The organism is Novosphingobium sp. PASSN1, from assembly GCF_002278815.1.
Genome location: NZ_NKIS01000005.1, coordinates 172,258 through 198,885, shown reverse-complemented (window position 1 = coordinate 198,885; position 26,628 = coordinate 172,258). Strand labels below are relative to the sequence as shown.

The following is a 26,628-nucleotide window of genomic DNA, read 5'->3' as shown; positions in this document are numbered from 1 at the left end:
CTGGAATAGGCAGGATATGCGGCGGTTGCTCACAAAAAATCGCGTGTTTTCCGCAGTGCAGCGATGTGCTGATAATACCAGGATTGCGCCAAATTATTACGCTTGACCTATTATGTAATATCGATAGCGTAACGGAAATGTCGTGAGGCGTACAGTATTCGCGACAAGTGTTTCGAAATCATGCTCTAGAGACTGCGTGTTTCTGGTGAAGATAATCTTCACGGTACTAATCGTGAGGACATAAATCTGGTTTTCTGCGAGATTGTTCCCGAAGTCAGCCAGTTTTCGATTTCCGGATGGTGAGTGGATAGGGTCAATTTTCCGCTTTTCTCATCCCATCAAAGCACTTTTCAGCTGTCTCATGAGGGAGGCGCTGATCTGGTGCAGAAGTTGACTGCCGGATCTCCAACGGATCGGCAAAACACCCGCGCAATGCGGGTGAACAGGGACGGGGTGCTGCGAAAAGGCTGACACGCATAGAACGCGGGGGCCATAGTGACCAAGAAATCCTATAGAACGACATTGGTGTGTGCGACGATCCTCATGGGCAGCACAGCCATTCCCGCTTTTGCGCAGGAATTGCCTGCTGCCGCAGGGGATGCGCCGCAGGCTGCGGCCATCGAGGACAACAGCGCCATCGTTGTGACCGCGACGCGCCGCGCGACTTCGCTGCAGGACGTGCCGATCAACATTTCCGCCGTGGGCGCCGAGCAGCTTGAACGCCAGCGCATCGATGACGTGCGCGACATCGCCGATTTCACCCCGGGTGTGACGATTGCCGATACCGGCCCGGGCAACACCGGCACGATCGTGCTGCGCGGCCTGAACGCTTCGGATACCGACGCGGGCGGTTCGTCCTATGACAATGCGCTCGGTCTCTATCTTGGCGAAGTGCCGCTCTACTACGACTTCAAGATGCTCGATATCGCGCGCGTCGAGACACTGATGGGGCCGCAGGGCACGCTGTATGGCCTCGGCACGCTGGCGGGCGCGATCCGCAACATTCCCAATCGCCCGAATACGGACAAGGTCGAGGCGGAATGGCATGGCCGCGTCTATGGCCGCAAGGAGGCCTCGAAGGTCGGCTATCAGCTCGACGGGATGATCAACATCCCGCTGATCAAGGACCGGCTCGCGTTCCGTTCGGCCACCGGGTATTATTATGACCCCGGCTTCATCGACTATCCGCTGCTGGTGAAGACGCCGGGCGTTTCGCTGCCGCAGCCCGATGGTCCGAACACGATCTCGCAGGCGAGCTATGATGCCAACCTGTTCCGGCAGAAGGACCTCAACTTCGAGAAGACCTTCAGCACGCGCAACCAGCTGCTGGCGCAGATCACTGACGATCTCTCGGTGGTGTTTACGTATGCCTACCAGCGCACCAAGACCGATGGCGGCCAGTACAATTCCAACCGCGTGTTCGGCACCGGCCTCTATGAAAGCGCGGCGCGCTATGCCGAGCCGGTCGACCGGTTCGCCCATCTCGCCAGCATGGAAATCAACGCCCATGTCGGCGAAGTGTTCGACCTTGTCGCCACGACCGCTTACACCAAGGTCAAGAACAAGCGCACGGGCGACAACACCGATCTGCTGCTCGATCTCGACTATGACTACGAGACGTTCCCGGCCTTCACGAGCTTCAATGAATCGGTGAACTCCCGCGCGCAGTGGAACCAGGAAATTCGCCTCGTTTCAACGCATGGCGGGCCGTTCAGCTGGGTGGTCGGCGGCTTCTTCAACGAACAGAAGCTCCAGAACGACTACCACGAGAAGATCCCGGGCCATCCCTGGGTCGATCTCGCCACCAACCCCGAGGAGCTTGAATACGTCTCCTACGTCACCTCGAAGGTGAGCGAGAAGGCGGTGTTCGGCGAAGGCACGTTCACCATCACGCCGGAATGGCAGGTGACCGCCGGTGGACGCTATTTCCGCTACGATTCGCGCGTATCGGGCCGCGCCGTGGTGCCGCTGCTTGGCGATCCGCTCAGCCCCTATGACGCGAAGGCGGCGGGTGGTTCGTCGGGCAAGAGCGGCTCGGTGTGGAAGTTCAACACCTCCTACAAGTTCACGCCGGGCCTCATGGTCTATGCGACCTACAGCAAGGGCTATCGCATCGGCGGCCCCAACACGGTTGCGCCCTGCATCCTCCCGCTCAAGCCGCCGCCATTCCAGAACGTGTGCGGCCTGCCCAACGAACTCCAGTTCGGGCCGGATTCGACCAAGAACCTCGAAATCGGCCTGCGCGCGGAACTGTTTGATCGCAAGCTGACGATGAACCTCAATGCTTTCTCGATCAAATGGGATGGCATTCAGGTGGCGTCCGCAACGGTCAACGGCATTGTCGGCATCACCGTGAATGGCGGCAAGGCCAAGTCCGAGGGCTTTGAAGCTTCGTTCCAGTTGCGGCCGATTGATCGGCTGGCGATCCAGGGGACGTATTCCTACACCAACGCACAGCTGACCGAAGACGTCGCCAAGATCATTTCGGTCAACAGCCCTGCAGGTCTCTATCCCAGCTCACCGATCCAGCTCGATGCGCTGAAGGGAGACCGGCTGCCGGGATCGACCAAGAACAGCGGCAGCCTTGGTGTGAACTATACGCTGCCTGTGTTTGGCGGCGATCTGATCGGCGACTGGACCGCAACCTATCGTGGCGATGTGGTGACGCGCCTTGGCTGGGACCGTGCCTATGGCGACAAGCTGCCGGGCTTCGTGCTGCATCGCGCTTCGCTCGCGTGGCAGAACGACCAGTTCACGATCGGTCTGTTCGCGAACAACATCTTCGACAAGTACGCGGTGACGGCGGTTTCCAACGACCGTTCGCGTATCGGCCAGAACGACGGGGTGCGGCTGCGCTACTTCCGCCGCACGGTCATTGCGCCGCGCACGGTCGGGCTGGAATTCCGGGTGAAATACTGACCATCCGGCATGTCTGACGCACAAAAGGGGGCGGGGTTGATCCTCGCCCCCGTTTGCGCGAAGCTGCACTGCAACGAAAACAGCAGGCAGGACGGAAATAAGGCACAAGACTGGCAAGGAGAAGCGAGGCCATGAGTTCAGGGCTGAAAAAGCTGGCGGTTGATTGCATTCCCCCCGCGACTGTTGCTGCAGTCGTGGCGTTCTGGATGCTGGCTCCTGCTGCGATCACGGCCAACCCGTGGACTTCATTGGTGGTCAACAGCGTGGTCACCGCGTTGGTGCTCGGGCTTGAACTGGTATTCGAACGGCACAAGGACTGGCGGATCAACCGCGAGGAGTTCTTCACTGACTTGTTCTACTTCGTGCTGATCAACACCGTGATCGGGCGCATGGCCTATCTCCTGTCCGAAGCGCCGCTGCGCGCACTGAAGGAATCCTGGGGCATCGCGACGCCGTGGGCGGCGGAGATGCCGTTCCTCGCGCAAGTGGCGCTGATCGTGTTCCTCTGGGAATTCGGCCAGTACTGGATGCACCGGCTGATGCATAACTGGGAGCCGTTCTGGCTGACCCATGCGCCGCACCACCACATCACGCAATTGAATGCGATGAAGGGCGCGGTCGGCAATCCGATCGAACTGTTCCTCATCAGCCTTGGCGTCGTGGCGCTGTTCGATGTGTCCCCGGCGGCCTATCTCTGCGCGTTCGGGGTGACCAATGCGGTGGCGACGTTCGCCCATGCGAATGTGCGCAGCGATCCGCCGCTGTTCTACAGCTATATCTTCACCACCATCCGCCAGCACAGTTTTCACCACTCGGTGGGCTATGAGAACACGCGCTGCAATTATGGCAATTCACTGATCCTGATCGACCGCATGTTCGGCACCTACAAGGAAGGCGAGGGCATTCTGGTGGGGCAGGATGACCGGCGGCGGCTGACGATCTGGGAGCAGTTCGTGTTTCCGTTCAAGCCGCTCTTCGAACGGCGCAAGGACAATTCGCCGAACGCAGCAGGTTGAAGGCCGAACCTGCCCGGATCGCAGCGGTCCGCCGCGCGCTGGGGCGCGGGGATCTGGCGGCGGCGGAAAGCCTTGCGGCGGGGGTTGTCGGGGCGTTTCCGGATGATGCCGAAGCGCGCTTCCTGCTCGGCATGGCGCGCGCGGAAACTGGGCGCGTGAGCGCAGGTGTGGCCGATATCACCCGCGCCATCGCGCTGGAACCGCGCGGCGAGTACAGGGCGCAACTGGCGCGGTTTCAGGTGATGCTGCGGCAGGATGGCGCGGCGGCGGAAACGCTGTCGGCGGCCGAAGCGGCGCTGCCGGAGGATGCGCTGGGGCGCGACACGATGGGCTGCGTCTATGCGCGGCTGGGCGAGCACGCCGCATCGGTGCCGCATTTCCGCGAGGCCGTGCGGCTCGCGCCGGGCAACGCCAGCTTCCGATACAATCTGGCGGCGGCGCTCAACTTCATTGGCGATGTGGCGGGCGCGGCGGCGGCGGCGGACGCCTTGCTGGCGCTCGACCCGGATCACGCGCGCGGGCACCATCTGCTGGCGGGGCTGCGCAAGGTTACGGCGGAGCGCAACCATGTCGCAGCGCTCGAAGCGGCGCTCGCGCGCGCTCCTGCGGGTGATGCGCGGCTGCTCTTGGGCTATGCGCTGGCCAAGGAACTGGAGGATATCGGGCGCGAGCAGGAGGCTTTCGCGCAGCTTGCGGCGGCCAATGCCGGGCACCGCGCACGCCTGCCTTATACGTTCGCACGGGACGCGGCGAACTTCGATGCGATCGAGCGGACTGTGCCGCAAGTCATGGCGCTGCCGGTGCGCGGTGCACCGCAGGATGCGCCGATTTTCGTAATCGGGATGCCGCGCACGGGCACCACGCTGGTCGACCGCATCCTGTCATCGCATCCCGATGTGTGGAGCGCGGGTGAATTGCAGGCGATGCCGCTGGCGGTGAAGCGCGCGGCAGGCACACAGAGCCGCACGGTGCTCGATGCCGAGACAGTGGAAGCGGCGGCAGCCAGCGCGGACCTTGGCGCAGTGGGCCGCGACTATCTGGCGCGGGCGCGCAGCCATGCCGGGGCGCGTGAGGACGGGCGGTTTAGCGACAAGTTTCCGGGCAATTTCCAGTATGCCGCGTTCATCGCAAGGGCGCTGCCGCAGGCGCGGATCGTGTGCCTGCGCCGCCATCCGCTCGATACGGTGCTCGCGAACTTCCGCAATCTCTTCGCGATCTCCTCGCGCTATTACGACTACAGCTACGATCTGATGGATATCGCGCGGTACTACGTGCGGTTCGATCGGTTGATGGCGCTGTGGCGCGCAGCGCTGCCGGGGCGGATTCTGGAACTGCGCTATGAAGCGCTGGTCGCCGATCAGGAAGCGCAGACGCGGGCGCTGCTGGCGCATTGCGGGCTGGCATGGGACGCCGCCTGCCTCGATTTCCACCGCAACGCCGCACCGGTTTCCACGCCCAGCGCCGCGCAAGTGCGGCGTCCGATGTACACGACATCGGTCGCGCGGTGGGAGCGGCACCGGGACGCGCTGGCCCCGGTGATCGCCTATTTCGCCGCGGAAGGTATCGCCATTTAGCCGGGCTTACTTTGCCGGGCAGGGAATGGTCTGGCCGACGCCTTCGATAGCGGCGGAGCGCAGCGTGAGGACGAGGCCCTTGCCACCCGCAATGCGCAGCGGCGAGCTTACCGCCTTGAAGTTCGCGCCCGCTTCATGGAAGCAGCGCAGCGGAATGCGCAGCGTGAAGGGCCCCGGCGCGGGCTGAACCTTGAGCGAGGCGCCTGCCATGCCGATCTCGATCGGGCCGGATGCGGCATCGAGGCGGCCATCGAGCTTGAGTGCAAATTCCTCGTCAAGCTGGCGCATGAGATCGACCGACGGACCATCAAGACCAACGCCGCCCGTCTCGCTCCAGGCAAACTGCTGCGCATCTTCCTGCGCGCCGAGATCCACCGCGCGGGCGGTGATGCCGGGATCGAGGCTGATGTGCCAGGGCGAGGGAACCTTGCCGAGCGTGACATAGACGCCGTCGCTGGCGAGCGGAGCAAGTTCGACCTTGGGGTCTTCATTGAAGCGCGAGGCACTGGCTTTCATGCCATAGGCAAGGCCATAGCCCGCGGGGAACAGCGGCTCCTTGATCGGGGAGACCGCGTCTGCCGGCCAAGGGAAGGGGAGCTTGCCAGTGAAGCCGCGCGCCGGTTTGCCGTCTTTGCCGGCCACCAGCACGTCGGCCACGCCTTGTCCCTGCGTGCCGGGCAACCAGGCCGCGACAAAGGCATCGGAAAGGTTGAGTTCGGCACCGGTGAACAGCGGGCGGCCCGAAAGGAACACCGAGACGACCTTGATCCCCTGCGCCTTCAGCTTCGCCAGCATGTCCTTCTCCCCCGCTTGTGCGCGGAAGGCGATGTTGGGCATGTCGCCCTGAAATTCGGCGTAGGGCTGTTCGCCATAGACGACGACGGCCACGTCTGGACGGTCTGCGAACGTGGCGTCGGCAGAAAGCGCGGCGCTGCCGCCTGCGTCCTTGACCGCAGCGGCGATGGCGCGGCCGATGGTCTGGCCCCTGGGGTAATCGGCGGCGGTGGTGTCGGTGCCCTGCCAGGTGATCGTCCAGCCGCCCGCCTGCATGGCCATGCTATCCGCGCCGGGGCCAGTGATCAGCACTTTGGCACCGGGGCGCAGCGGCAGAACGCCGCCGTTGTTCTTGAGGAGGACGAGCGACTTGGCCGCCGCTTCACGCGCGACGGCAAGGTGCGCGTCCGCACCGACCACGGACGGATTGCCGCGGTCGACCGGGTTTGCGCCCAGCAGGCCCAGCTTGGCCTTCACGCGCAGGATGCGCGCCACGGCATCGTCGATCCGCGCCATCGGGATCGTGCCCGCCTTGGCCTCGCGCACGGTGCTTTCGAACAGGCCTTTCCAGCTGTTGGGCGCCATGGCGAGATCGAGCCCGGCGTTGAAGGTGGCCGCGCAATCGGTGACGGTGCAGCCGGGGATCTGGCCGTGGCCGTTCCAATCGCCGACGACGAGGCCTTCAAAGCCCATGCGGCCCTTGAGCACATCGGTCAGCAGGCTCTTGTTGCCGTGGTTCTTGGCGCCGTTCCAGCTGGAGAAGCTGGCCATCACGGTCAATGCACCGGCATTAATCGAGGCGGGATAGCCTTGCGCGTGGCGGGCGACGAGTTCGCGTTCCGAAATCAGCGCATCGCCCTGATCCTTGCCGCCATCGGTGCCGCCATCGGCCAGATAGTGCTTGGCGGTGGCGGCGACGCGGTTTGCCGCCAGCGGCTTACCGGGCACCAGCGGGCCTTGCAGGCCCACAGTCATTGCCTTGGCATAGCTGGCAATCAGCGCGGGATCGGCAGCGTAGCCTTCATAGCTGCGGCCCCAGCGCAGATCCTGCGGCACGGCGAGGGTGGGAGCGAATGTCCAGTCGATCCCGCTGGCGGAGACTTCGATGGCGGTCACTTCGCCGATGCGCTGGATGAGCGCAGGATCGTGCGCCGCGCCAAGGCCGATATTGTGCGGGAAGATCGTGGCGCCGGGCAAGTTGGAATGGCCGTGGACGGCATCGACGCCGAACAGCATCGGAATGCCGGCCCCTGCCTTGGCCGAGGCGGCGCGGAATTCGTGCACGAGCTTCGACCACTTCGCGGCATCGGCGCGTTCATCGCCATAAGGGCCGGAGTTGCCGCCCGCGAGGATCGAGCCGAGGGGATACTTCGCCAGATCTTCGGGCGTAATCGCGCTGATATCGGCCTGAATCATCTGGCCGATCTTCTGCTCCAGCGTCATGTTCGCAATCATGCGCCGGATGCGGCGCTCGGTGGCGGGGCTGGAGATGGCGGCGGGGCTCTTCGCCGCAGGCCAGAGCGCGGAGTGGGCGGTGCTGGAGGGCTGATCCTGGGCCGCGAGAACACTGCCCGAAGCCAGCAACATGGCTGCCAAAAGCGTGCGCCGAACCATCATCGTCACTCTTCCCCGTGTATTTCTGTGAACGTTCTCATTTGTCTCGTCGCATGAGAAACCACCAAAATCAAGCGGGCCGATCAGTTTTTGGCCAGCGGATACTCGCGCAGCCCCGCCAGCAATACGGCAGCAACAAGCGCCAATGCCGCGAACAGCAGGAACAGCCCCGAGAAGCCGAACCACGGCACCAGCGCGAGGGTGAACCACGGCATCACCAGTGACGGCATGGTGTTGGTAAGATTGAACAGGCCGAGATCGCGACCGCGCCGATTGCTGTCGGGCAAAGTGCGCAAGGTCTGCGCGGAATGCAGCGCGAGGAAGATCGAGGTGGAGAAGCCGAACACGGCATAGCTCGCCACGCCTGCCGCAACACTGTGTGCCAGCGCCATGCCGACCAGCCCGAACGGGGCGATGAGCGTGCAGACGACGAGCGGGCGGAACGGGTGGCCGCGCCGGTCTGCCCAGCGCCCCGCGAGCAGCGCGGCGGGAGCCGAGAGTACGAGGACAAGGCTGAATACGCGCGCCGTGAGGTAGTCCTCGACCGCCGGATCGATCGAGCGCAGCCAGAGGTAAAGGAACGAGAACAGCGCGGCTTCGGCGACTTGCACCAGCAGCCGCGCGGCCCACATCTTGAGGGCAGACTGGCGCAGTGCCGCGCTTCGGCGAGGTTGCTCGGCTTGTGCAAGGGGCGTTGCAGGCTGAACCGCCGCGGCGCGCGGGGCAAGCAGCAGCGCGGGCAGAACGGCTGCCGCCACAGTCAGCGCGACGACCACGAGGCGGCCATCGGCAGAAGCGAGGCCGGGAACAGTCACCAGCGCTCCTGCCAGCGCGCCAAGGCCGGGCGCGAATGCCAGCAAGCCGCCGAGCAGGCCTTTCTGGCCATCGGGCACACAGTCCGCGCCCCACGCGGCAAGCGGGGCCAGCATCATGTTGAGCCCGAGCTGCCACGCCGCCACGATCAGGATGAGGGCTTCAAGGCTCCGCGCCAGCGGCACGAAAAGGAGGAGACCGCACGACAGCGCAAGGCCGAGCGCGGCCCATGGGCGGCGCGTTCTGGTCAGGTCGCTCAGCCAGCCGAACAGGATATGGCCCACGCTGGCCGCAATCGCGCCGCAAAACGCGATGGCCGAGAGCCACAGCACCGCCTGCTCCGGCCCGCCCGGCGCCAGCGCGGCGACCCGCACCGGCAGGAGAATGGTGAGGAAGGGGACATAGGCAATCGAACCGCCCGCCCATGCCAGCGCATAGAGCATGAGGAAGGATAGCGGCTGGCGGGTGACGGGTTCGCCGGAAACGCCCGGCTTGTCAGGCACTCACGGTTTGCCTGGCATCGGCGACCGAACCGCGTTCGACCAGCGTGGCCGGGATCACGGTGACCGCTTCGGGCAGGCGCTCGCCCTTCTGCGCGGCGATGATCATTTCGACCGCCTTGGAGGCGGTGGCGGCGATGGGCTGGTCGATGGCGGTCAGTGGGGGCTGGGTGAACTGCATCATTGGCGTGTTGTCAAAGCTGATGAGCGAGAGATCGTGCGGTACGGCGAGCCCGGCCTTGCGCGCCACTTCGAGCGCGGCCAGCGTCATCTGATCGCTGCTGGCGATGATCGCGGTGGGCGGTGAAGGCAGGGCCAGCAGCGCCTGCGCGGCGCGCTCGCCCGAAACGTATGTGAAATCGCCTGCTTGCAGGAGATCATCGCTAGGCAGGCCCGCTTCGGCCATCGCAGCCTTCCAGCCATCGATGCGCCAGCCGCTGAGGTTGTAATCGGGCGAACCGGCAATGAAGCCGATCCGGCGATGCCCGCGCGCGATCAGGTGGCGGGTGGCGGCGGCGGCGGCACCTTCATCGTCCATCAGGATCGGCATGCCGCGATCCTGCGCCTTCGATCCGATCCGCGCGAACGGAATTTGCTGCTGCGCAAGGCACGCCACGATCTGCGGATTATCCGAGTGCGGCGGGGTGAGGATGATGCCATCGGGCTGGAGCGCGGCCACCGCGGCGAGCAGTTCGCGCTCCACGTGATCGCTATGCGTATCAACCAGTTCGACGATCATCCGGTAGCCGTGTTCGGCGCATTTCAGCATGCCGCCCAGCAGCATCTGATCGACCCAGTCGGTGCCCTGCCGCGCGCGCCAATCGGCGATGGTGCGGTCGCGATCGTTCAGGGCGAGGATCAGGTAGGAGCGCGAGCCGCTCATCCGCTGTGCGGCGATGGAAGGCACGTAGCCGAGGCGCGTGATCGCCTCCTGCACGCGCTCCTTCAGTTCGGGGCGGACGTTCGGCTCGTTATTGATGACGCGGCTGACCGTCTGGAGCGAAACGCCCACATCCGCCGCAACGTGCCTGATCGTGACCGCCTGACGCCGCCTCGCCATGCGTTATTGGCCTCTTGCTTGGTCCACCGGCGCGATGCTGGCGGTTAAAAGCGGCTTCTGCCAGACGCGGACCCAATCGATCAAGAAGCGCTTGGGAAAATTGGTGTTGGACACGCCCTTCAGGCCGCGCGTCTCCGCAAGGTCGCCGCCGAACGCGAGATTGAGGATGAGGTGGAAGGGCTGATCGAACGGCGCGCCGGGGGTAGCGGAGCCGGATGTCCACCATTCACTGCGCTGGCGCACGGCATAGGTCTGGCCATCAATCTGCCAGATCATCTGATCCGGCTGCCATTCGATGGCATAGGTATGGTAGCCCTTGAGCACTTCGGGATGGTGGGCTTCGGTGCCCTTGTGGGTGTTGCCCGGCCATGGCTTGCCGAAATGGAGCGTGCCGAGGATCGTGTCTTCCTTGCCGCCCGCGCAAGCCGCGCAGGGGACGCCGAGATTGACCGCTTCGAGAATGTCGATTTCGCCCGATGCCGCCCAAGTGCCATACGTGGTCGCTTCGGGCAGCATCCAGATCGCGGGCCAGGTGCCCTGTCCTTCTGGGAGATTGGCGCGCACTTCGATGCGGCCATAACGCCACGAAGCCTTGCCCCGCGTGGTGAGGCGCGCGGAGGAATAGTCCCGCGTGACCAGCGCGCCCGGCTGCGTGGGATCGGGGCGCTGGCTGGCAGGCAGCGCAGGGCCGGTGGTGCGCTCAGCCCGCGCCGTGATGACGAGCTTGCCTTGCGCGATGCGCGCGTTGCGCAGGCGGCCGGTGTAGCACTGGCGCTCGCCGTTGCCGCCGCCCCAGCAATCGACATCCAAGCTCCACTTGGTCTTGTCGATCTTCGGCGCGCGGAATTCATCGGACCAGACGAGCTGCCAGCCGGGACCGCTTGGCGCGGCCTGCGCGGCTACGGGCGTGAGCAGCGCGGCCAGCAGAACAAGGCGAGCGATCATGCCGCGCGAGCTTCCTGCGCGCCGCAGTATTGCGCAACATAGGCATGATGATCGGGAAGGCCCGCGACAGTCTTGGCCACGCTTTCGCGCAGGCCCTTGAGGAGATGGGCGAGTTCCGCGTCCGAGAGCTTGGTGGCGACGGGGTGGTAGCTCTTCGGCATGATGCCCTGACCCATCATCACCTGCACCCAGCTGTTTTCGACGAACAGTTCCTCGTTCTTGCGGAACACGCGGCCCGTCTCGCGGAACAGTTCGATCTTGTGCGTCAGGCTGTCGGGGATATCCATCGCCGCGCACTGGCGCCAGAACGGGCTGTCGCGCCGGTCGGTCGCCTTGTAGTGGAGGATCAGGAAATCGCGGATCTGCTCCATGTCGGTCATCTGCTGCTCGTTGAATTCAGCCACATCGCGCGCGCTGATTTCGCCGGCGGGCAGCATCCGGATCACGCGCAGGATCGCGCGCTGGATGAGGTGGATCGAGGTTGATTCCAGCGGCTCCATGAACCCGCCCGAAAGCCCGATGGCCACGCAATTGCGGTGCCACTGCTTGCGCCGCGCACCGGTGGTGAAGCGGATCACATTCGGTTTGGTCAGCCGCTCGCCCTCCACCGTGGCAAACAGGCGCTCCTGCGCGGCCTCCTGCGAGAGGTAGCGGCTGCAATAGACGATGCCGTTGCCCTGCCGGTGCTGAAGCGGGATGCGCCACTGCCAGCCCGCATCATGCGCGATGGCGCGGGTGTAGGGAATGGGCGCGCGGACGCTTGCGGTCTGCACCGCGATGGCGGAATCGCAGGGCAGCCAGTGGCTCCAGTCATCGTACCCCACATGCAGCGCGCCTTCCATGAGGAGCGCGCGAAAGCCCGTGCAATCGAGGAACAGATCGCCTTCAAGGCGCTGCCCGGAATCGAGGCGCAGCGCGGCGATGTCGCCGGTTTCGGGATTGAGCTCGACTTCGGCAATCTTGCCTTCGACGCGGCGGCAGCCATCGGCCTCGGCCAGTTTGCGCAGGAACACCGCATAGAGGCTGGAATCGAGCTGATAGGCGTAGTTGATGCGGTTGTCCGGCAAGTGCGCGAACTTGGACTTCATCGCGGCCTGAAGCTCGATGCAGTAGTCGTCGTAGCTTTCCTTGTGGCCCTTGGTCAGCCCGTGCATCCAGAAGTGCTGGAAGCCCGCGCTCCAGTGATCGCGCCCGGTGGTGCCGAAGGAATGGAAGTAGTTTTCGCCCTCAACCCGCCAGTTCTCGAAATTGATGCCCAGCTTGAAGGTGGCCTGCGTGGCGCGCATGAAATCGGCCTCGGCAATGCCGAGCAGGCGGTTGTAGGCGACCAGCGGCGGGATCGTGCTTTCGCCGACGCCGATGGTGCCGATGGCATCGGATTCCACCAGCGTCAGTTCGATGGCATCGCCCATCGTGCGGGCGAGTGCGGCGGCGGCCATCCAGCCGGCAGTGCCGCCGCCAGCCACGATGATGCGGCGCTTGGTGCTTGCTTGGGTCATTTGCTGAGTGTCCTGAGCAGGAAGGAACGGAGGCGTCCGGCGGCGGCGGGATCGAGCGGACCGAGGATGCCGCGCCCGCCTTCGGGAATATGGGCGGTGACTTCGGGGCCATTTTCGAAGACGTAGTGATCGAACAGCGCGCGCCAGATTGCCTTGTCTTCGGCGGGCAGATCGCGAATGGAAAGGATTGCGTGGTTGAGCGCGTCCTGCGGCTGGCCCAGCCAACGCGGCGTATCGCGCCACCAGTAGTTCATCAGGATGTTGAAGGGGGCGAGGCCCTCCACATGGTGCCACCACATCGAGGGGATGAACAGCGCGTCGCCCGGCTCCAGCACCGCGACCTGCGCATGGCCCAGCGCCTCGGCGAAGCGGGGGTGGAGATCAAGATCGGGCGCATGGAAATCGACCATCGAGACGGCGCGGCCTGCGGGCGTGTTGTCGATGGGACCGAGGTGGAGATTGGCGAACTGATCTGGCGGAAACAGCGTGAAGCGGCGGCGACCCGCGGCGCAGATCGCGAGATTGTCGGGAAAATCGTTGTGCGCGGCAATGCGGGTGGGCGTGCCGATCCACAGGCTGACGATGGGCTCGCGCGTGCCCAGATCAATGCTGTTTTCCGCCGCGACGGTCGTGAAATGGGCAGGCACGTCGATCGAGCCCATGTAGATCGCGGGCGCATCGGCGCGGCCTTCGTTGGCGTCCATCCCGGTGAACACATCGGCCAGCTTGCCGCGCGCCTCACGGAAATTCATTGCCATGTCGGCGCCGTAGAACAGGCGGCCGTCCTTGCCCGGTTCGCCGAGGGAGACGGTGAACGGAACGGGGCGGGCGCGTTCGAGGAGATAGGCGCGGGCGGCGCGGGCCGACACGAGGCCAGCGCGCACCAGCGGCCAAGCTTGCGCGAGGCCGCGGATCACGAACGGCGTGCGCGCACCTTTGAGCAGCGCATCGAGCGCAGCGGCATCCCCCGCCATACGCTCCTCCACCGCAGGCATCGCGGCGAAGATCGAGGCGTCGGCTTCAGCCAAGCGCAATCTTGCGGTTCTTGCGCGCGACGAGATTGCCGAACTGCGCGAGGCTGGCCAGCACCATGTAAATACGCGCGAGGTGGCCGTGGCTCATCAGGTCCGTGAGCGCTTCGCCGTCGAGGCTGGCGAGGCGGTCCTCGTGGATGGTCTGAAAGCCGACGAGCGACTGCACTGCGCCATTGTCGAGCGTGACTTCGAGGCTGAACGGTTCGACGAGTCCATAAGCTTCGAGCGCATCGAAGAAGGCAGTGCTTTCGTGCCATGCGTAATCGAGATCGCCGAGCATGTTGGCCAGGGTTTCGAGATAGGGCGTGGGCGCGCCTGCATCGTCGAACACGCGCATGCCTTCACCGCTGGTGGAAATGCGCGCGTGGGCCATGTCGATATGGACTTGCGGCGGCGCGCCTTCCTCTGCCGAACGGCCGATCAGGAAGGGCTGCACTGCGTGGGCCATCGGACGGTAGCGCGCGTCCCACGTGCTGCCATTCAGGTAGAGGTTCTCGCCCGCCTCGAAGCCGAACAGGGCGAGCGCGGCGAGTTTGCCGGTTTCGGCATCGCGGCGGAAAACGATGGGATAATGCGCCTGCACTTCGCGGAATTCGGCGGGCATGGCGAGGCAGGCCATCACGGCGTCGCCATATTCCGCGCCCGCTTCGGTGTGGATGCGCAGTTGGCCGTGATCGGCGGGATTGAGGATGCTGTGCTGGCTCATGCGGGAATCCTGGTGGGCGCGGAAAGGCGGTCGAGGTAGTCGCGCGCCGTTGGCAGCGCGGCGGTGAGCGCGCGGGCCTTGGCGGTGACTTCGGCGAGGCGGGCGTGCGGCGCGGGGGCGCTGCTGCCGGTCGGCACGGGAACGCCCATGCCGTGCAGCACATATTGCTGGCTGGCGGCGGGAAACATTTCATCCACGCGCGGGAAATCCCACGCCGAGGGGGCCTGTTCGCGCCACAAGGCAAGGCATTCGGCAAGGCGCGGCGGGATCGTCTCGGGCGCGCGCTGGGCCAGCCAATAGGGCTCGGTGCGCTGGCTGGGCACGTAGTGGAGCTTGAGGAACTCCACGATCCGGTCCCAGCGGTAGCGGAACAACTCGTTGAAGCGCGCGGCGTGGATAGCCATGCTGGCGCGGCTTTGCGGGAAGTTGTCCGCCAGTGCCTTGAGCGACAATTCGATCAGCACGATGGCCGAAGCCTCCAGCGGTTCGATGAACCCGGCGGATAGGCCCACGGCAAGGCAATTGCCGATCCAGAACCGATCCCGGTGGCCGGTGGCGAACGCGAGCTTGCGCGGGGTGAGGCTGGCGACATCCGCGCCGGGCACTTTGGCTGCAATATAGCCGCGCAGGATTTCCTCGGCGCGCTCGTCCGAAAGGAAGCGCGAGGCATAGACGCAGCCGATCCCGCGCCGGGTGGGCAGGCCGATATCCCACAGCCAGCCCGCTTCATGCGCGGTGCCGATGGTTTGCGCAGCAATGGGGCTGCCTGGCCGAACCGGAACCTGCACGGCCAGCGCGCGGTCGTTGAAGGAAATGTCGGAGCGGTCGACCCAGCCAGCGCCGCAATGCCCCTTGATCAGCAGGGCTGCCTGCCCCGAGCAATCGAGGAACAGATCGCCCGATAGCGGATCACGCCCTTCCAGCATGAGGGCCGCAATATCGCCATTTGCTGCAGCCTCGATGCCGGTGACTCTTGCAGCAATATGCGTCACGCCAAGCCGGGTGGTCGCATGGCGCATCAGCAGCGCGGCGAACTTGCCCGCATCGAGATGATAGCCATAATTGAGCGCGCCCGCGTAGCCTGGCATGGTGCGCTGGCGCGGCGCGAGGTTGGCCGCGCAGACGCCGTGCTGCGCCGTGATCGCCGCAGCAAACGGGCCTTGGCTGCCGTTTTCCTGCCACGCAGCGGCAAGCGCCTGCATCTCGGCAGGCGGCGGGGCGGTGAAGGGGTGGAGGTAACTGTCTTCAGCCGAACCATCGCGCCAGCCATCGAAGCGCGAGCCTTGCTTGAACGCGGCGTCGCATTCGGCAAGGAATTCCGCTTCGGGAATGCCGATGGCGGCGAGGGTTTCGCGCATCGTTGGCCAGGTGCCTTCGCCCACGCCGATGGTCGGGATATCGGGTGCCTCGACCAGTGTGATCCGTTTGCCCGGCAAGCGCGCAGCGAGCAGGCAGGCCGAAAGCCATCCGGCAGTGCCCCCGCCGACGATGACGATATGCTGAACCGGATTGCTCATCGAAGGGCGACCATAGCGCAGATTAGCCCGTGTGACCAAAGAGAAGAGCCGCACCGCTATGAGCAGTGCGGCCCTCTCGATTGCAGACCTTCGTTCAGGCGTGAACCTGTCAGAAGGAGAAGCGTGCGCCCGCTGCCCAGCGCGCATAACCGGGGGCCGCGAAGAACACGGTCTGGTCGTTGCGCATGTGGCCCTTGCGGTCGGCGTTGGTGATGTTGATCCCTTCGCCGAAGACGGTCACGCCCTTCTTGATCTCGTAGCTCGCGCTCACGTCGAACTGGCCATACGAATTGGTGTAGTACGGATCGAAGCCCTGACCGCCGAGGAACCCGGCACGCCAGTTGTAGGCGACGCGGGCCTGGAGGCCCTTCTTGTCGTAGAACAGCACCGCGTTCGCGCTGTTGCTGATACCGAGGACCGCGAATTGCGGCACGGTGTAGCGCAAGGTGTTGTCGAACTTGGTGTCGCTCTGCACCACGGTGTAGTTCACGATGGCGCCGAAGCCGGTATCCCAGAAGCTGTGCTGGGCGGCAAATTCCCAGCCCCAGATGCGGGCCTTCTGCGCGCTGTTGACGGGAACCGTAGTGATGAAATTCACCAGCGGATCATCAGCGAGCGACTTGATCCCGGTCACGTTGCCATTGCCATCGCGGCCAGCCACCGTATCGGGATACTTGTTCCCGATATAGTTCATGATCGACGTGGCATTTGCATCGGCACCAAGAGCAGCACGGGCTTCCTTGGCGCGGTCGCCCGCAGCAGCGTCAGTCAGGCCGAAGGCAGGTTGATTGACCTGCGGCTTGCTGATGTAGTTCTTCACCACCTTGTGGAAGAAGCCGACCGAAATATAGCTCGATGGGCCATAGTACCATTCTGCCGAGATATCGACGCCCTTCGACTTGTAGGGCAGCAGGTTCGGATTGCCGACCGAGGCCGTGCTCGTGCCGCCACGGATCGGCGAGGCCAGCGTAAGGCCGCCTTGCAGCGATTCATAGTCCGGGCGGGTGATCGTGTGGCTGTAGGACGCCCGGAACTTCACGTTCTTGACCGGCGACATGTCGAAATCGATGGCCGGAAGCCAGTTTTCGTAGTCACCCTGCCGGGTGGTCTCGCCACTGCCGCCATAAATGATCGAGGTTTCGTTGCCCCCGCTCCACACGGTGCCGGTCGGGATCGGTACCTTTGAGCTGGAGAAGACCTTGGTCTTTTCATAGCGCAGACCAAGCCGCAGGTGCGAAGGCGCTTCGCCCAGATCGAACGTATGCGTCGACTGCAGGTAAGCAGAAGTCGTCCGCTCGCGCACAAATCGATCCGTATTGAAATCGGCGATGCAGGTTCCGGCGACCGGGGCGCTGGCGCAGATGCCAAGCTTGTCGTTGAGCAGTGTGATCAGCGCGGGCGTATTGATGTTGAAATAGCTCGGGATGGTCCCGTTGCCCGATATGTTCATGCCGGCCAGATCGTTCGGCAGGTCGCGGATCGAATAGAGATCATCTGGCGTGTCAGCTGCCGAAAGCGTGCCGCCCCAGCTGTCGTTCTGGATCACGCCGAAGGCCGAGCGCACCTTGTTTTCGGTGTAAGTGGCGCCGAAATCGAGGCTGTCGATGAACGAGGCATCGAAATCGTAGCCGCCGCGAAGCGCGATCTCGTTGATCTCGTCACGCATGTAGGCGGTGCGGAAGGCGTTGCCCGCGGGGCGGATGTTGGCGGCGGTGATTTCCGCGCCTGGATACATCTCGACCGAGATGACCGGCATGTCGGAGGTGAAATCGACCTTCTGGCTCTTCACGCCGAAGATCGCGCTGCCCACCGCAATGCCGGTGCCGTAAGGCGAGGTCGGCTTGCTTTCAGCGGTCGAGTGGTGGCCATCGAGTTCGAGGCGCAGGCCGCCGGGGCCATCCCACTTGAGGTTGCCGCCGATCGACTGGTTGCGCGAACGGTTGGCCGCAACCGCGCCGGTGATCGCCAGATCCTTGCCCGGGCCAAAGCTCTCGGCATAGAAATTGGGGCCAGCGGCGGGGCCATCGGTCCAGCTGCTGCTGGTCTGATCGTGGTTGAACCACACGCCGATGCTGTTGGTGCGCGAATCGATGGTGTTCTGCGAGAAAGTGTAGTCGACCGTGGCGACCAGCGTATCGGTCGGCTTCACCTGCACGACAGCCTGACCGTTGATGCGCTTGCGGCGGAAGGTGCTGAAATCGTAGCCCGCGTTCTGCGTCACCTGATAGGTGCTGTTCGGACCGGGGCGGTTTTCGGTGCGTGCGAAATTGCCGCGCCAGTCGTTGGCATCAACCGGGAGCGAACCCCAGTTGTTTTCATAGCCGAGGTAGCCTTCGCGCCAGCCCGCATTGAACTGGGCCTGGCTCGCGCGGCGATCCTGATAGGAGCCGCTGATCGCAATACCGATACGGTCGTCGGCGAAAGTATCGCTGATGATGCCCGAGACTTCGGGCTTCACCTTGCCGCCTTCGAACACCGAGGTATCATACAGCGCCTTGGCACCGATGCTGCCGTGCAGGCCGGGCCGGTCAAGCGGGCGCGGGGTCTTGATGTTGATGACCGAGCCGATACCGCCCGTGGCGAGGCTGGCGCGGCCCGACTTGTAGACTTCGACGCCGGCAACGGCTTCCGAGGCGAGGTTGGCGAAATCGAAGCTGCGCGAAGCCGGCGCGCCGCTGCTGCCGCCGAGGCTGGAGGCAGGCATCTGGCGGCCATTGAGCAGGACGAGGTTGTAGTCCGGGCCGAAGCCGCGAACCGTCACGGTCGAACCTTCGCCGTTGGAGCGATCGATCGAGACGCCGGTGATGCGCTGGAGCGATTCAGCGAGGTTGGTATCCGGGAACTTGCCGATGTCTTCCGCCGAGATCGCGTCGATCACGCCGATGCCGGTGCGCTTGATGTTCATCGAGCTGCGGAGCGAGGCGCGGATGCCGGTGACGACGATGGCGTCTGCCGGTGCGTCAGCGCTGGCGGTGGCCTGCGGCGCTGCTTCCTGAGCGTGGGCCTGCTGCGCAGCGAGTGCGAGAGCGGCTGCCGATGCGCCAAGCATGAGGCGCGTATAGGCAGGCGTTCGGGATGCGTTCATGGCGATTCTTCCCCCTGAATTCCGGCACTTTGTCCGGTTGAGTAGTCGATGTGCGTATCGAATGTGAACGTTCACCTAACTGGGAACGTTCACTTCGTCAAGGTGCCCCCAGGGGCTTTGCGCGGGATCATAGGCATTTTTGCCACACCGGATTGATCAGGGCGCGGGCTCGGCCAGGAAGCGTTCCAGAGGGGGAAGGGCCTGCGCGGGGCTTTCCTCGAACGGCACATGGCCCATGCCGGGCAGGCGGACGAGGCGCGCGTTTGGCATCAGGCGCAGATAATCCTGCGCATTGCCGAGCGGGATCATCGTGTCCTGCGTCCCCCAAAGCAGTAGCGTGGGCGCGGTGATGCTGCGCAGGCGCGGCGCGGGATCGGTCAGCACCGTCTGGCGCGTGCGGTCAAGGATCGCGCGCCGCACACCGGGGGCCAGCAGCATGTCGCGGTAGCGTTCGAGCACGGCATCCGGCAGCGCTTCGGGATGCGCCCATGCTGGGGCAAGATTGGCGCGGATCAGGCTGCGCGGGCCGACCCACGGCATGAGTTCGAGCAGCAGCGGGACTTCGGGAGCCTTGCCATACTCGAAGCCGGGGCTGGCGAAGCCATCGGGCGAGATCAGCGCGAGGCGGCTGACCCGCTGCGGATAGCGCGCCGCAAATTCCCACGCGAACCGGCCGCCGAGCGAATTGCCGATCAGGGTGGCGCGGGGCAGGGCAAGCTGGTCCATCAGCGCGGCAAGGACCGCGAGGGTGCGGGTATCGGAATAATCGCCCGTGGGATCAGGGCCGGTGAGGCCGAAGCCCGGAAGATCGAGCCGGATCACGCGGTATTGGCGGGATAGCACTTTGGCCCAAGGCTCCCACGTATCGAGGCTGGAGCCGAAGCCGTGCAGCAGGATCAGCGGCGGTCCAGTGCGCGGCCCGGTATCCAGCAGGCGCAGGCGCTGGCCGAGGACCAGGCGGTATTCGCCGGGATAGGCGGCCTCCAGCATGGCGCGGGGTTTGTCCGGGGCATAGAGCCAGAGCGCGAGCGCGGCGATGGCGGCGAAGAGCAGCGCGGCAGCCCAGCGCAGGATGCGGCGCAACATCAAAACACCGCGTGATCGCCGCGCGCGTCCGCTGCGGCTTTGCCGGCGATGATGGCGCGGTAGTGCTCGAACAAGGTGTCGGTGCCGGTTTCGGGCGTGAGGTCAGCGTCGTAGCGGCCTGTCGCGGGATCGAGGACGAGCATCGATTCCGTCGCGTAATAATGTCCGATGCGGGCGAGTTCGGCCTTGGCGGCGAGCGGGGGGATGAGTTTGGCGGCGACGCCAAGCGCACCGGCGATGCCGCCAAGGAAGCCGGGCGGGACAGAGCGGAACCGGGGCTCCATGCCCAGCATCGCGAACAGCGCCTCACCCTGATCGCGCGGGCTGATCGCGGGGCCGGGGCCGCCGATGGGGAGCACTGTGTTCCACCGCTTCGGATCGGTGAGGCACGCGGCGATATAGGCCGCCAGATCGCGGTTGCTGATCGGCTTGCAGGCGGTGAGCGTGCCATCGCCGAAAATCAGGAACGGCTTGCCTTGGCGAACCCGCCCAAGCTGGCCGGAGAGCGATTTGAAGAACGCTGTCGGGCGGACGATGGAATAACGCAGGCCCGAGGCGGCAAGCTCGGACTCGAACGCCAGCTTGGCTTGCTGGAAGGCAAGGCGCGGCCGTTGCACGCAGATCGCGGACAGCAGCACGAAATGCTCCGCCCCGGCCTTGCGGGCAGCGGCGAGGGCATGGCTTTGGGCCTTGTGGTCTATCGCCCAGGCATCGCTGGCAACGCCGGTGCGCGAGGCCATGCAGGAGACAACGGCGTCGAAGCGCAGTTCGCCGAAGCCTTCGCGCGCGATTGAAGCGCTATCCGCGATGTGGGTGAGCGCGCCGGGAAAAGTGGCAGGGCTGCGGACGATGCAGGTAACGTCATGGCCAGCCTGAACGAGCGCATCCGCCGCCGCCCGGCCGATGGTGCCGGTTGCGCCGATGAGAGCAACCCGGCTCATGCCGCCGGTGTTGCTTTCGCGGCCATCACCTGCCTGCCATCGTCCGCGTGGGCGGCAAGGACAAGGCCTTCGCCTTCGCGCCGCATGGCGAGGTGGAGCGGCTCGTCCGCCATCGCGGGGGAAACCGCGCGGAAGCTGAAGGCCGCCAGCGCGGCCTCGCTGCCGAGCGTGCGGCGCGCCAGATCGAGCAGCAGCGTGGCGATCAGCGGGCCATGGACGACAAGGCCGCGATAGCCTTCGACTCCGGTTGCGTAGGGCTGGTCGTAGTGGATGCGGTGGGTGTTGAAGGTGAGCGCGGAGTAGCGGAAGAGGAGGGCAGGGGTAGGCAGAACCGCGCGCGTTGTATCCCATGCACCTGAATCGAAGCGGCCTTCGCCGAGCGGTGGCGGCGCGAGGGGGCTGCCGGGCGGCGGGGCATCGCGGTAGACCAGCGTCTGCGTTTCGCGCAACGCGAGGGCATCGTTCGCAAAGGTCTCGTGCGCCAGTTCGGCAAAGACGAGCGGTCCGGTGCCGCCCTGCTTTTCGGTGATCGAGAGGACGCGGGTGCGGCGTTCGATGGCCGTACCGCTGGCGATGGAGTGCAGGAACTCCACTGCGCCCGCCGCCCACATGCGGCGTTCGAGCGGGAGCGGGGGGAGCAGGCTGCCGGGGCTGTCATCACGCTTCGGATGACCATCTGGGCCCAGCGCAGCAGTCGGCGCGTCCGGCACGCACAGGCACCAATGCAGGCCCTGCGGCGCGGCATCGGCGGGTCCTTCGCGGTCCAGCGTGGCGCACCAGCGGGCGAGCAGGCCGGGCGTCAGCAGATCGCGGCGGACCTCCTCGCGGCCGATCCATGCAGCGTAATCGCCCATCAGCCACGCCCCGCCATGAGGCCGCGCGCGATCACTTGCGCCTGAATTTCCGCAGCGCCTTCGAAGATCGAGAGGATGCGCGCGTCGCACAGCACGCGGCTGATCTCGTATTCGAGCGCATAGCCATTGCCGCCGTGGATCTGCAGCGCGGCGTCGGCGGCGGTCCATGCGGCGCGGGCGGCGTGGAGCTTGGCCATGCCGGCCTCGATATCGCAGCGGCGGCCGGCGTCCTTGGCGCGGGCAGCGGCGTAGGAGAGTTCGCGCGCGGTGACGTATTCGGCGAGGATGACCGCCAGCTTGTCCGCCACGCGCGGGAAGCCGATCAGCGCCTGCCCGAATTGCTTGCGCTGGAGTGCGTAGTCCAGCCCCAGCTCCAGCGCGCGGCGCGTCACGCCGACGGCGCGCGCGGCGGTCTGGATACGGGCACCTTCGAAGGTCTGCATCAGCTGCTTGAAGCCTGCGCCTTCCTTGCCCCCCAGCAGCGCATCGGCGGGCGCGCGCATCCCGTCGAACTGGAGCGCATATTCGCGCATGCCCCGATAGCCGAGCACTTCGATTTCGCTGCCGGTCATGCCCTCGGCGGGGAAAGGGGTCTCCTCGGTGCCGCGCGGTTTGGGCACGAGCAGCATGGAAAGGCCCGCATAGCCGGGTGTATCGGGTTTCGTGCGCACGAGCAGCGTCATCACATCCGAACGCGCGGCATGGGTGATCCACGTCTTCGCGCCGTGGATGACCCAATCGCCGCTCGCATCCTGCGCGGCGCGCGTGGTGAGCGCGCCAAGGTCGGAGCCGACATCGGGTTCGGTGAACACGGCGACCGGCAGCATCTCACCGCTGGCGATGCGCGGCAGCCAGTGCGCCTTCTGCGCTTCGGTGCCGCCCAGCATGATAAGCTCGCCCGCGATTTCCGAGCGGGTGCCCAAGGAGCCAGCGCCGATCCACCCGCGCGACAATTCCTCGCTGACGAGGCACATGACGAGCTTGCCAAGGCCGAGCCCGCCAAACTCCTCCGGGATGCACACGCCGAACGTGCCGAGATCGGCCATGGCACGCACCGTCTCGTCCGGGATCAGCGTGTTGGCGAGGTGCCATTTGTGTGCGTGGGGGATGATCTCGGTATCGGTGAAGCGGCGGAACTGCGCGCGGATTTCATCGAGTTCGGGATCGTGGAAGGTCTCGCTGGGCCATTGGCCTTCCGCCAGTGCGGCGGCGAGCACCGCCCGGGTTTCCGCCATATCGGCATCGAGCAGCGGGGCGGCGGCATTGGCAAGCGCGCGCGCTTCGGCGGTCAGGCCAAGGTCTGCGGGGCGCAGCATTTCTGCCGGCCCCATCAGCAGCGCGCCGGTCAGCTGGCCGAGCGTTTCGGCAAAGGCGAGCTGCGCAACCTGGACGTCGAGCGGGCTGCTGCCTGCCTCCGCCCAGGCATGGACGGCTTCCAGCGCAGCGACACTGGTGGCGATCCATGCAAATCCATGCGCGGCGCGCTGCTCCGCATCCACCGGGCGGTTGGCGAGGCGCTGCGCCAGCGCGCTTCGGGCAGCTTCGCGGTAGGTTATGGCCGCTTCGAGCGGCGTGCGAAGGTCCATATCAGGACGCGCGCTCGAACACCGCGGCGATGCCCTGACCGCCGCCGATGCACATGGTTTCAAGGCCATAGCGGCCATCCCGGCGCACCAGTTCGCGCGTGAGGTTGGCAAGGATGCGCCCGCCCGTCGCGCCGATGGGGTGGCCGAGCGAGATGCCCGAGCCATTGACGTTGAGGATCTCGCGGCGGCTGTCGTCCTCGCTCCAGCCCCAGCCCTTGAGGCAGGCGAGCGCCTGCGGGGCGAAAGCTTCGTTGAGTTCGACCACGTCGATATCGCCCCAGCCAAGGCCGGAGCGCGCGAGCAGGCGTTCTACCGCAGGCACCGGGCCGATGCCCATGCGCGCCGGGTCGCAGCCCGCAGCGGCCCACGAATGGAACCAGGCGATGGGTTCGAGGCCGAGTTCCTCGAGCTTGTGTTCGGCGACGACAAGGCAGGCGGCAGCCGCATCGTTCTGCTGGCTGGCATTGCCTGCGGTGACGACCGCGCCGGGGATGGTCTTGGCCTCCAGCGCCTTCAGCGCGCCAAGGCTCTCCATCGTGGCATCCGCGCGGTAGCCTTCATCGTGCGCGAAGATCTTGGGATCGCCCTTCTTCTGCGGGATGGCGACGGGGACGAGTTCATCATCGAACAGGCCGTTCTTCCACGCCGTGGCGGCGTTCTGGTGGCTGCGCACGGCGAAGGCGTCGCATTGTTCGCGGGTGATGCCATAATCGCGCGCAAGGTTTTCGGCCGTCTCGATCATGCCGGTGATGACGCCGAACCGCTCGATCGGCTGCGACATCAGGCGGCCGCGCGTGAGCCGGTCATGCAGCATGAGCCCGCCTGCGCGCGTGCCGCGCCGCCCTTCGGTGGTGTAGTATTCCACGTTCGACATCGATTCCACGCCGCCCGCGACGACAACGTCGGACTGTCCGGTCTGCACCATCATCGCGGCATTGATGACGGCCTGAAGGCCCGAGCCGCAGCGCCGATCAAGCTGGTAGCCGGGGACTTCGATGGGCAGGCCCGCCGCCAGCCAAGACCAGTGGCCGATGGCGGGGGCTTCGGCATTGCCGTAGCCTTGCGAGAACACGACGTCGTCAACCCGCGAGGGGTCGATCTTCGTGCGCTCCATCAGCGCCTTGAGGATCACCGCGCCAAGCTGGCCTGCGTTCATGTCGGCAAGGCTGCCACCGAACTTGCCGACGGCGGTGCGGATTGGGGCAACGATAGCGGCCCTGACAAGATTTGGGCGGGTCAGTTTGGTCATGCGGGGGTTCCTGCGATGCCGGCTTCAAAGAGCTGGTCGATGGCTTGGGGATCAAGGGCGAGGTGGCGGGCGAGAACGTCGCGCGTATCGGCGCCGAGCACGGGGGCCGGGGCCGGGGTCAGGCGTTCGAGGCCGGGGAAGGTGGCGAAGGCGCCTGCAGCGGGATAGGCAAAGCCGCTGGGGTTGTCCGCCGTGTGCTGGAACATCGGGTTTGCGCTGACAAGGCGGGGGTCTTGCACCGCTTCGGGCATCGTCTTGTAGGGGCCGTGCGTCACGCCGTTCGCATCCAGCTTTTCCCCGAGCGCGGCGTGAGACAGCGGCGCGATGGCGGCTTCGATCAAGGCGTAGATCGCATCGCGGTGACGATAACGCACGCCGTCGTCGCCGGTGAAGGAGACGCCGTGGCGGGCTTCCAGTGCGGCGAGGCCCGACTGCAGATCGAGCGCGCGGACGAGGCCCTGCCACTGGCGTTCATTGATCGCGACGATCATCACGCGCACCCCATCGGCGGTAACGAAATCGCGCCCGATGGTGCCGTAGACCCCATTGCCGAGGCGCTCGCGGTCTGCGCCGTTCTGGAGCACTTCAGCCACGCGGCCGAGATTGGCGGCGCTGCCCATCGCGATATCGGTGAGCGGCAGGCGCACTTCGCCGCCCAGCCCGGTCTGCTCGCGGCGGCGGATGGCGGAGACGAGCGCGAACGCGCCGTAAGCCCCGGTCAGGAGATCCCACGCGGGCAGCACATGATTGACCGGCGACGGATCGGCCAGCGTGCCGGTGAGCGCGGGATAGCCGACGACGGCGTTGGCGGTGTAATCCAGCGCAATGGCGCCATCGGGCCAGCCCATGACGCGCACGGTGATGAGGTCCGCTCGCTCTGCCGCCAGCTTTTCATGCGCGAGGAACCCGCCGACGGGCAGGTTGGTGACGAGCGTGCCGACTTTCTGGATCAGCTGCGTCAGGATAGCGCGGCCCTCGCGGCTCGTGAGATCGAGCGCGACGCTCTTCTTGGCGCGGTTGAGGTTTTCCCACGAGAGCGAATGGCCCTCCGGCGTGAGTGGCCAGCGCTTGAAATCCTGCCCGCCGCCGATCTGGTCGACGCGGATCACTTCGGCCCCGAACTGGGCGAGATAGAGCCCGATGGTGGGCGAGGCGACAAACGAGGATACCTCGATCACCGTGATGCCGGAGAGCAGATTGTACATGGCTGGGCTTTCAGGACGTTTCTTGTGGTTGGTGCAACCGTGTAATCAATCGAGCGGTTAAGCCAAGGGGATAGCTGCGGCTGAGGGCTGGAATCCTGCGCTAGTCGGGCACTGGCAGCGCGGTGCGGTTGACGATGGGACGCAATGCAAAGCTCGTCGTCACCTGCGCCACGCCCGCGATTCGGGTGAGGCGCTTGCGCAGGAAATCCTCGAACGCGGCGAGCGAGGGGACGAGGACGCGCAGCTGATAGTCGGCCTCGCCCGTCATCAGATAGCAGTCCATCACTTCGGGAAATTCGGCGACGGCACTTTCGAAGCGTTCGAGGTGGGCATCGTCCTGCTGATCGAGCCGGATGCGCACGAACGCATTGACCGGCAGGCCGATCACTTCAGGCTCGACCAGCGCGACATAGCCGGTGATGATCCCCCGCTCCTCCAGCGCGCGCACTCGGCGCAGGCACGGGCTGGGGCTGAGGCCGACATCCTCGCACAGCTGCTGGTTCGTCAGCCGCCCGTTCTGCTGCAGGCGGCGCAGGATCTTGCGGTCAATCGCATCTAGATCATAATCTGGCATTATCTTTTACTCATTGCGCCATAGTTGGCAGATTGTGCCAAATCTGTGCCTGTGCGAGGCAAACTTCGCAATAGGCT

The 26,628-nt window shown here is 65.4% G+C and carries 19 protein-coding genes; 3 read left to right on the top strand and 16 right to left on the bottom strand.

The window, feature by feature from the left end; genetic code table 11:
• Positions 1–543 precede the first annotated feature (543 nt).
• From CFE35_RS10595 to CFE35_RS10585, 3 genes are all read left to right on the top strand, one after another.
• Entirely contained in the window at positions 544–2,919 is a 2,376-nt protein-coding gene (locus CFE35_RS10595; RefSeq protein WP_292930651.1) for a TonB-dependent receptor, read from the top strand.
• Between the two features lie 131 nt (positions 2,920–3,050).
• Positions 3,051–3,935: a sterol desaturase family protein gene (locus CFE35_RS10590; protein WP_292930565.1), complete on the top strand. Its 885-nt coding sequence runs from the start codon at positions 3,051–3,053 to the stop codon at positions 3,933–3,935.
• The gene (locus tag CFE35_RS10585) at positions 3,932–5,509 is read left to right on the top strand and encodes a tetratricopeptide repeat-containing sulfotransferase family protein (RefSeq protein WP_292930564.1); all 1,578 of its coding nucleotides are present in this window, start codon (positions 3,932–3,934) and stop codon (positions 5,507–5,509) included. Before CFE35_RS10590 ends, CFE35_RS10585 begins: the two co-directional genes overlap by 4 nt.
• A 6-nt stretch (positions 5,510–5,515) precedes the next feature.
• On the opposite strand, the gene CFE35_RS10580 is transcribed toward CFE35_RS10585, so the two are convergent.
• From CFE35_RS10580 to CFE35_RS10505, 16 genes are all read right to left on the bottom strand, one after another.
• Positions 5,516–7,900, bottom strand: coding sequence for a glycoside hydrolase family 3 protein (locus CFE35_RS10580; protein WP_292930563.1), 2,385 nt, complete (start codon positions 7,898–7,900; stop codon positions 5,516–5,518).
• A gap of 80 nt (positions 7,901–7,980) precedes the next feature.
• On the bottom strand, positions 7,981–9,213 hold the full coding sequence (locus tag CFE35_RS10575) for an MFS transporter (protein WP_292930562.1): 1,233 nt from the start codon (positions 9,211–9,213) through the stop codon (positions 7,981–7,983).
• Complete coding sequence (locus tag CFE35_RS10570; RefSeq protein WP_292930561.1) at positions 9,206–10,270, bottom strand: LacI family DNA-binding transcriptional regulator; 1,065 nt, start codon at positions 10,268–10,270, stop codon at positions 9,206–9,208. Before CFE35_RS10570 ends, CFE35_RS10575 begins: the two co-directional genes overlap by 8 nt.
• Positions 10,271–10,273: 3 nt before the next feature.
• Complete coding sequence (locus tag CFE35_RS10565) at positions 10,274–11,215, bottom strand: glycoside hydrolase family 16 protein (RefSeq protein WP_292930560.1); 942 nt, start codon at positions 11,213–11,215, stop codon at positions 10,274–10,276.
• Positions 11,212–12,714 carry a tryptophan halogenase family protein gene (locus CFE35_RS10560; RefSeq protein WP_292930559.1) on the bottom strand — a complete coding sequence of 501 codons (1,503 nt, stop codon included), beginning with the start codon at positions 12,712–12,714 and terminating at the stop codon, positions 11,212–11,214. Before CFE35_RS10560 ends, CFE35_RS10565 begins: the two co-directional genes overlap by 4 nt.
• Complete coding sequence (locus CFE35_RS10555) at positions 12,711–13,742, bottom strand: cupin-like domain-containing protein (RefSeq protein ID WP_292930558.1); 1,032 nt, start codon at positions 13,740–13,742, stop codon at positions 12,711–12,713. The genes CFE35_RS10560 and CFE35_RS10555 overlap by 4 nt, the downstream gene beginning before the upstream one ends.
• On the bottom strand, positions 13,735–14,454 hold the full coding sequence (locus tag CFE35_RS10550; protein WP_292930557.1) for a SapC family protein: 720 nt from the start codon (positions 14,452–14,454) through the stop codon (positions 13,735–13,737). The genes CFE35_RS10555 and CFE35_RS10550 overlap by 8 nt, the downstream gene beginning before the upstream one ends.
• Positions 14,451–15,971 carry a tryptophan halogenase family protein gene (locus CFE35_RS10545; protein ID WP_292930556.1) on the bottom strand — a complete coding sequence of 507 codons (1,521 nt, stop codon included), beginning with the start codon at positions 15,969–15,971 and terminating at the stop codon, positions 14,451–14,453. Before CFE35_RS10545 ends, CFE35_RS10550 begins: the two co-directional genes overlap by 4 nt.
• Before the next feature lie 109 nt (positions 15,972–16,080).
• On the bottom strand, positions 16,081–19,056 hold the full coding sequence (locus CFE35_RS10540) for a TonB-dependent receptor (protein ID WP_292930555.1): 2,976 nt from the start codon (positions 19,054–19,056) through the stop codon (positions 16,081–16,083).
• A 156-nt stretch (positions 19,057–19,212) separates the two neighbouring features.
• Positions 19,213–20,142 carry an alpha/beta fold hydrolase gene (locus CFE35_RS10535; protein WP_292930554.1) on the bottom strand — a complete coding sequence of 310 codons (930 nt, stop codon included), beginning with the start codon at positions 20,140–20,142 and terminating at the stop codon, positions 19,213–19,215.
• Positions 20,142–21,083, bottom strand: coding sequence for an NAD(P)H-binding protein (locus CFE35_RS10530; RefSeq protein WP_292930553.1), 942 nt, complete (start codon positions 21,081–21,083; stop codon positions 20,142–20,144). The genes CFE35_RS10535 and CFE35_RS10530 overlap by 1 nt, the downstream gene beginning before the upstream one ends.
• Positions 21,080–21,937 carry a hypothetical protein gene (locus tag CFE35_RS10525; RefSeq protein ID WP_292930552.1) on the bottom strand — a complete coding sequence of 286 codons (858 nt, stop codon included), beginning with the start codon at positions 21,935–21,937 and terminating at the stop codon, positions 21,080–21,082. The genes CFE35_RS10530 and CFE35_RS10525 overlap by 4 nt, the downstream gene beginning before the upstream one ends.
• A complete protein-coding gene (locus CFE35_RS10520) occupies positions 21,937–23,523 on the bottom strand; it encodes an acyl-CoA dehydrogenase family protein (RefSeq protein WP_292930551.1) in 1,587 nt (528 codons plus the stop codon). The genes CFE35_RS10525 and CFE35_RS10520 overlap by 1 nt, the downstream gene beginning before the upstream one ends.
• A 1-nt stretch (position 23,524) precedes the next feature.
• Positions 23,525–24,772: an acetyl-CoA C-acetyltransferase gene (locus CFE35_RS10515; RefSeq protein ID WP_292930550.1), complete on the bottom strand. Its 1,248-nt coding sequence runs from the start codon at positions 24,770–24,772 to the stop codon at positions 23,525–23,527.
• Positions 24,769–25,977 carry a CoA transferase gene (locus tag CFE35_RS10510; RefSeq protein WP_292930549.1) on the bottom strand — a complete coding sequence of 403 codons (1,209 nt, stop codon included), beginning with the start codon at positions 25,975–25,977 and terminating at the stop codon, positions 24,769–24,771. Before CFE35_RS10510 ends, CFE35_RS10515 begins: the two co-directional genes overlap by 4 nt.
• Positions 25,978–26,077: 100 nt before the next feature.
• Complete coding sequence (locus tag CFE35_RS10505; protein ID WP_292930548.1) at positions 26,078–26,551, bottom strand: Lrp/AsnC family transcriptional regulator; 474 nt, start codon at positions 26,549–26,551, stop codon at positions 26,078–26,080.
• Between the last annotated feature and the right edge of the window lie 77 nt (positions 26,552–26,628).